The organism is Kitasatospora sp. NPDC101447 (genome assembly GCF_044767225.1).
GTDB lineage: Bacteria > Actinomycetota > Actinomycetes > Streptomycetales > Streptomycetaceae > Kitasatospora.
This window is the reverse complement of sequence record NZ_JBIWNL010000011.1, coordinates 82,154-88,400: the sequence shown is the minus strand read 5'-3', so window position 1 is coordinate 88,400 and position 6,247 is coordinate 82,154. Positions and strand designations below refer to the sequence as shown.

The 6,247-nt window shown below is 75.4% G+C and carries 7 protein-coding genes; 3 read left to right on the top strand and 4 right to left on the bottom strand.

Annotated elements, in window-relative coordinates:
• Positions 1-143: 143 nt before the first annotated feature.
• From ACIRST_RS17920 to ACIRST_RS17910, 3 genes are all read right to left on the bottom strand, one after another.
• Positions 144-545: a TIGR03618 family F420-dependent PPOX class oxidoreductase gene (locus ACIRST_RS17920; protein ID WP_350521001.1), complete on the bottom strand. Its 402-nt coding sequence runs from the start codon at positions 543-545 to the stop codon at positions 144-146.
• Positions 546-638: 93 nt separating this feature from the next.
• The gene (locus ACIRST_RS17915; protein WP_402803076.1) at positions 639-1,274 is read right to left on the bottom strand and encodes an MBL fold metallo-hydrolase; all 636 of its coding nucleotides are present in this window, start codon (positions 1,272-1,274) and stop codon (positions 639-641) included.
• Positions 1,271-2,356, bottom strand: a complete 1,086-nt coding sequence (locus ACIRST_RS17910) for an S-(hydroxymethyl)mycothiol dehydrogenase (protein ID WP_350521003.1) — start codon at positions 2,354-2,356, stop codon at positions 1,271-1,273. The genes ACIRST_RS17915 and ACIRST_RS17910 overlap by 4 nt, the downstream gene beginning before the upstream one ends.
• A 649-nt stretch (positions 2,357-3,005) precedes the next feature.
• Here ACIRST_RS17910 and ACIRST_RS17905 point away from each other — a divergent pair.
• The 3 genes from ACIRST_RS17905 to ACIRST_RS17895 all read left to right on the top strand — a co-directional run bounded on the left by ACIRST_RS17905 (position 3,006) and on the right by ACIRST_RS17895 (position 5,215).
• On the top strand, positions 3,006-4,226 hold the full coding sequence (locus ACIRST_RS17905; RefSeq protein ID WP_350521004.1) for a cytochrome P450: 1,221 nt from the start codon (positions 3,006-3,008) through the stop codon (positions 4,224-4,226).
• Positions 4,223-4,480, top strand: coding sequence for a ferredoxin (locus tag ACIRST_RS17900; protein WP_402803075.1), 258 nt, complete (start codon positions 4,223-4,225; stop codon positions 4,478-4,480). Before ACIRST_RS17905 ends, ACIRST_RS17900 begins: the two co-directional genes overlap by 4 nt.
• A gap of 231 nt (positions 4,481-4,711) precedes the next feature.
• Entirely contained in the window at positions 4,712-5,215 is a 504-nt protein-coding gene (locus ACIRST_RS17895; protein WP_402803074.1) for an AAA family ATPase, read from the top strand.
• Positions 5,216-5,230: 15 nt separating this feature from the next.
• Here the strand turns inward: ACIRST_RS17895 and ACIRST_RS17890 are convergent, their stop codons facing one another.
• A complete protein-coding gene (locus ACIRST_RS17890; RefSeq protein WP_402803073.1) occupies positions 5,231-6,106 on the bottom strand; it encodes a PhzF family phenazine biosynthesis protein in 876 nt (291 codons plus the stop codon).
• Positions 6,107-6,247 lie beyond the last annotated feature (141 nt).

The window sequence follows — 6,247 nt, the reverse complement described above, 5'->3', positions numbered from 1 at the left end:
CTCCCCGCGGCCCCCCCGGCCCCCCCCCCCCCCCCCCCCCCCCCCCGGGGGGGCGGCCCCCCCCCCCCGGGCCCCCCCCCCGGGCGGGGGGGCCCCCCCCCCGCCCCCCCCCCCCCCCGTCCCGGTGCGCGGATCCCGTGGGCTCAGCCGCGGCCGAGGACCCGGTCCACGGCGATCTCGATGACCACGCGGTCCGGGTTCACCCGCGGCTGGCGGTAGCGCTCGGCGTAGCGCCGCTCGGCGTCCGCGACCTGCTCGGGCTCGTCACGGACGACCGCGACGCCCTCCAGGGTCGCCCAGCGGGCGCGGTCCACCTGGCAGACCGCGACCCGCAGGCCCTGCGGCCCGGCCGCCGCGACGTTGAGCGCCTTGCGGCTGGTGCGGCTGGTGATCACCCGGGCGGTCGCCGTCTCCGGCTCGAACGTGACGCCGACCGGCACCACGTGCGGCGTGCCGTCCGGGCGGGTGGTGGTCAGGGTGGAGATGTGCCGTTCGCGCCAGAAGGCGAGCATGGCGTCGTCGAGGTCGCGCGGGTCATGGGCCATGATCGGGATCGTACGGCCCCCGGGGAACGATCAAGCCCCCGGGGGCCGTTCGCGTCGCACCCCGGTGTCCCCGGGGGCCGTACGGGCGGTGCCTCAGTGCCCGCGGGCGATCCACTCCGGCAGGGCCGGGGCCTCGGCGCCGATGGTGGTCGGGTCGCCGTGGCCGGTGCGCACCACCGTGTCGGCCGGGAGCGTCAGCAGGCGCTCGCGGATCGAGTCGATGATGGTCGGGAAGTGCGAGAACGACCGGCCGGTCGCGCCCGGGCCGCCCTGGAAGAGGGTGTCGCCGGTGAAGACGGTGCCCAGGTCGGGCGCGTACAGGCAGACCGCGCCCGGGGCGTGGCCCGGGGTGTGCAGGACGGTCAGCTCGGTGCCGGCCACCTCGATCCGCTGCCCGTCGGCCAGTTCGCCGTCCGGGAAGCGGTCGGGGTGGGTGAGCTTCCACAGCGGCAGGTCGTCCGGGTGCAGCAGGATCGGCGCACCGGTCCGGGCCGCGAGGGCCGGGGCCGCGTCGATGTGGTCGTTGTGCGCGTGCGTGGAGACGATCGCCCGCAGCCGGCGCCCGGCGAGCGCCGCCTCGATGGCCCCGGCGTCGTGCGCGGCGTCGATCACCACCGCCTCCTCGTCGTCGCCGACGATCCAGACGTTGTTCTCCACCTCCCAGCTGCCGCCGTCGAGCTCGAAGGTCCCGGCCGTCACCAGCCGGTCGACACGGGCGGTGGAGGTCACAGGATCACCACCGAGCGGAGCACGTCGCCCTGGTGCATGCGCGCGAAGGCCTGCTCCACCGCGTCGAGTTCGATCGTCTCGGTGACGAAGGCGCGCAGGTCCAGGCGGCCCTGGAGGTAGAGGTCGATGAGCATCGGGAAGTCCCGCGAGGGCAGGCAGTCGCCGTACCAGGAGGACTTCAGGGCGCCGCCGCGGCCGAAGACGTCGAGCAGCGGGAGCTCCAGCTTCATCTCCGGGGTCGGCACGCCGACCAGGACGACGGTGCCGGCCAGGTCGCGGGCGTAGAAGGCCTGCCGGTAGGTCTCGGGCCGGCCGACCGCCTCGACGACGACGTCCGCGCCGTTGCCGCCGGTCAGCTCCCGGATGGCCTCGACCGGGTCGGTGGTGCGGGAGTTGACGGTGTGGGTGGCGCCCAGCGTACGGGCGGTCGCCAGCTTGCGGTCGTCGATGTCGACGGCGATGATCTTCGCCGCCCCGGCCAGCCGGGAGCCCATCACGGCCGCCCCGCCGACGCCGCCGCAGCCGATGACGGCGACCGAGTCGCCGCGCCCGACGTTGCCGGTGTTGATCGCGGCGCCGATGCCCGCCATCACGCCGCAGCCCAGCAGGCCGGCGACGGCCGGCTCGGCCGCCGGGTCGACCTTGGTGCACTGGCCGGCCGCGACCAGGGTCTTCTCGGCGAACGCCCCGATGCCCAGCGCCGGGGACAGCTCGGTGCCGTCCAGCAGCGTCATCTTCTGCTCGGCGTTGTGGGTGTCGAAGCAGTACTGCGGACGCCCGCGCCGACAGGCACGGCACTGGCCGCACACCGCACGCCAGTTGAGGACCACGAAGTCACCGGGCGCGACCTCGGTGACGCCCTCGCCGACCGACTCCACGACGCCCGCGGCCTCGTGGCCCAGCAGGAACGGGAACTCGTCGTTGATCCCGCCCTCCCGGTAGTGGAGGTCCGTGTGGCAGACACCGCAAGCCTGGATCCGGACCACCGCCTCACCCGGACCGGGGTCCGGTACCACGATCGTGGTCACCTCCACGGGCGCGCCCTTGGCGCGCGCGATCACTGCCTTGACCTGCTGGGCCATCCGATTCCACCTCCGACGGCCGGTGCGGCTCTGCACCGGCGTGACCTGCGACGACACGACTGCAGTAGGACTGCAGAAGCACTGCCCACGAAGCGTAGCGCCCGCTCCGGCGGCCACCGGCGGAGCGGGTCGGCGATCCGGCGCGATCCGGCGTGATTCGCCTCACCGCACGTGCCGACGGCATGTTCCCGACGTTCCGGCAGCTCACGGCGCTTCATCCGGCACATGCCACGGGCCTACCCGCGGGACCGCCCGCCGACGGCCCGGCACGGCCCCGGAACGGGGGCGCACGGACGGCGCTGAGCGCTCGTCAGCGCGCCTCGAACCGCCCGGAAAGCACCGGTGTTGGCTGGAACTGCCGCAGACGGGCGCCCCGCGGCCCACGTACGGTCGTAGCTGAGACGGTCCACGCGACCACGCTCAGCACACCCGCCCCACCTGACGGTGCGCCACCGTGCACCGTCCGTGCCCGGCGCGCACCGAACGTACGCCCCCGCACATTTCGCGCCACCCCGCAGCAGATGCCCTACCCAGCCCCGGCACGTGTCGAGCCGCCAGCCGGCCGCACCACCCGTCCCCGCACCATCCTCCGATCCACCCCCCGTCGGGCCGCGCCGAGCGGCCCACCGCCCTGGAGTCTGGAGTACGGATGTCCACCGAGAACAGTGCGACCGGTGCCGGGCCCGGCACCGCCCCGCTCCCCCCGCTGCACTGCCTGCGCCACCTGGAACCCGGACCGCCGCGGCTCGCCGCGCTGCCCACCGGCACGCCGGTCTGGCTGGTCAGCCGGCACGCCGACGTGCGGCAGGTGCTGACGGACCCGCGCCTGGGCCGCGCCCCGCTCTACGCGCCGGACGCGCCGCCGGTCACGGTCACGCCCAACATCCTGGACGACCCGCAGAGCATGCTGAACATCGACGGCACCGAGCACCAGCGGCTGCGCCGCACGGTCCAGCGGGCCTTCACCCCGCGCGCGATAGCCCGCTGGAAGCCGTGGGTCGCCTCGGTCGTGGAGTCGCTCATCGACGAACTGATCGACCAGGGCTCCCCCACCGACATCGTCGCCGCCTACACCCGGCCGCTGCCGGTCGCGGTGATCAGCCGGCTGATGGGCCTGGACAACCTGGACACCAAGCGGCTCGCCCACTGGAGCGACCACGCGCTCTCCACCACCGCCTACCCGGCCGAGGCGATCGTCACCGCGATGAACGAGTTCTCCGCCTTCGGCGCCGGGGTGATCGCCGAACGCCGTGCCGAACCCGGCGACGACCTGGTCAGCAGCCTGCTGACGGCCGCCGCCGAGGACGGCTCGATCACCGAGGGACAGCTGGTCGCGCTGGTCGTCGGCCTGGTCGTGGCCGGCCACGAGACCACCATGACCAGCCTCGGCAACGCCCTGGTCTACCTGCTCCACGACGGCCGCGAGGCCTGGCAGCAGCTCGCCTCCGACGAGGCCAGCGCCGCCGCCGCGACCGAGCAGCTGCTGCGCGCCGTCCCGCTCGGCGACGCCCACGAGCACATGCCCGGACTGATGCGCCGCACCGTCGAGGACGTGGAGATCGGCGGGGTGGTCATCCCGGCCGGCAGCGTGGTCGCCGCCGACACCGCCGCCGCCAACCAGGACCCGGAGGTCTTCACCGGGGACCTGCGCACCGAGCTGTTCTCCCCGCTGGCCGCACCGATGCTCACCTTCGGGGCCGGGCCGCACCACTGCCTGGGCGCGTGGCTGGCCCGGATGGAGCTGGAGCTCGCCCTGCACCGGCTGGCCCGCCGGCTGCCCGCCCTGCGGATGGCCGACCAGGTCGAGCGGATCGACTGGCGGCGCGGCCTGCTCACCCGCAGCCCGAACTCCCTGCAGGTGACCTGGTGACGCGCGGGGCGGACACCGAGCCGGTCGTCGTCCGGGTCGACCGGGACCGCTGCATCGGCTCCGGGATGTGCGCCCTCAGCGCGCCCGACTCACTCGCCCTCGGCGCGGACGGACTGGCCGCGCCGCTGGCCGACTACGCCGACGGCGGTGCGGAGTTGACGGACGGGCTAGGCGAGGCCGTGGACTGCTGCCCGGTCGAGGCGCTCACCCTCCACTCGGCCCGCGGCGGCTACCGGATCGACCCGGCGGACTGACCCCGCCCCGGTGGCGCCCGCCGCCGCGACCCGCTCGGGCGGGTGCGCGGCAGGCGCCACCGGGAGCCGGGCCGCCGTACGCCCGGATCGATCAGCCGGGCTCATGGATCGATGCAGCCTCGGCGTCTCCGCCGGGGTCACCGGCCTCTCCCTCACCGTCGAACGGTCCTCCGGTCGCGCCGGGCGGGAATCCCCGCGACCGGCGCCGGTGCCCGGCGCTAGCCTGCCTTCGTGACGGAGCGATCGAGCACGGTGGTGCTGATGTGCGGCCTGCCCGGGGCGGGCAAGACCACGTACGCGCTGGGGCTGGTGCGGCGCGGCTACGTACGGCTGTCCATCGACGAGGCGGTGTGGCGGCGCCTCGGGGGGCGGGACGCCGGTGTGGTCCTGTCGGAGGAGGCGTTCGACCGGCTCAAGGAGGAGGTCCGCGCCGAACAGCGGCTGGAGCTGGTCGAGTTGGTGCGGGCCGGCACCGACGTGGTGGTGGACTACAGCTTCTGGAGCCGCGCCGCCCGCGACGACTACAAGGCGCTGGTGGAGAGCCACGGCGGCCGCTGGGAGCTGATCCACCTCAAGGCCGACCGGGCGACCCTGGAGCAGCGCCTCGCCGTCCGCAACGGCCGGGAGGGCGCCAACGCCGTCACCGTCGGCGCCGAGCTGTTCGCCCGCTACCTGGCCCACTTCGAGGAGCCGCGGGGCGAGGGCGAGCAGGTCCTGCTGCAGCCCTCGCCCTGACGGCACGCCGCCGCGTCAGCCGATCGCCACGCCCGTACCCGAGACCCGCACCCGCGGGTCCTCCGCCCGCAGTTCGACCCGCAGCACGCCGGGGCGGCCCAGGTCCTCGCCCTGGTTCAGCGTCAGCACCGTCGGGGCCTCCACCGCGCCCAGCTCCCGCAGGTACGCGCCGAAGGCGGCCGCGGCGGCGCCGGTGGCCGGGTCCTCGACCACGCCACCGACGGGGAACGGGTCGCGGACGTGGAAGACCTCGGGGGCCTCGCGCCAGACCAGCTGGAGGGTGGTGAGGTCCCGGGCCCGCATGTAGGCCGCCAGGCCGTCGAAGTCGTAGTCGAGGCGGGCCAGTCGGCCGCGGGTGGCGGCGGCGAGCACGAGGTGCCGGGCACCGGCGTAGGCGACCCGCGGCGGCAGGGCCGGGTCGAGGTCCGCGGCGGACCAGCCGAGCAGGCCGAGCGCCTCCTCGACGTCGGCCGCGGTGACCTCCTCGACCTTCGGCTCGACGCTGGTGAGCGTGGCCCGCAGCAGCCCGTCGGCGCCGCGCTCGACCTCGACCGGGACGTCCCCGGCCGCCGTCGCGAAGAGGTACTGCCCGGGGCCGGTGCGCTCGGCGAGCGCGACGGCGGAGGCGACCGTCGCGTGCCCGCAGAACGGCACCTCGGCCAGCGGGCTGAAGTACCGTACGCGGTAAGCCCCTTCGGCCGGTCCGGCGGTCAGGAAGGCGGTCTCGGAGTACCCGAGCTCGGCGGCGATGGCGAGCATCCGGCGGTCGGTCAGCCCGGTGGCGTCGAGCACCACGCCGGCCGGGTTGCCGCCCTCGGGGCGGGTGGCGAAGGCGGCGTAGCGGAGGATCTCGGGCGAGGGGGCGGCGGAGACTGCGGCGTCGTCGGTCATGCCCGGACGAACGCGTTCCGCCCGGCTGCTGTTCCCGGCCGCCCGGCGTTTGTTCCGGCTCGCCCGGTCACCGCTCCTGCCCGGCCGTTGTTCCCGCTCGCCCGGTCACCGCTCCTGCCCGGCCGCCGTCGGCCGTCCGCC

Bases quoted from the DNA above. Each gene is read 5' to 3' on its own strand.
- ACIRST_RS17920 (WP_350521001.1), bottom strand. From the start codon at position 545: ATGGCCCATGACCCGCGCGACCTCGACGACGCCATGCTCGCCTTCTGG.
- ACIRST_RS17910 (WP_350521003.1), bottom strand. From the start codon at position 2,356: ATGGCCCAGCAGGTCAAGGCAGTGATCGCGCGCGCCAAGGGCGCGCCC.
- ACIRST_RS17905 (WP_350521004.1), top strand. From the start codon at position 3,006: ATGTCCACCGAGAACAGTGCGACCGGTGCCGGGCCCGGCACCGCCCCG.
- ACIRST_RS17890 (WP_402803073.1), bottom strand. From the start codon at position 6,106: ATGACCGACGACGCCGCAGTCTCCGCCGCCCCCTCGCCCGAGATCCTC.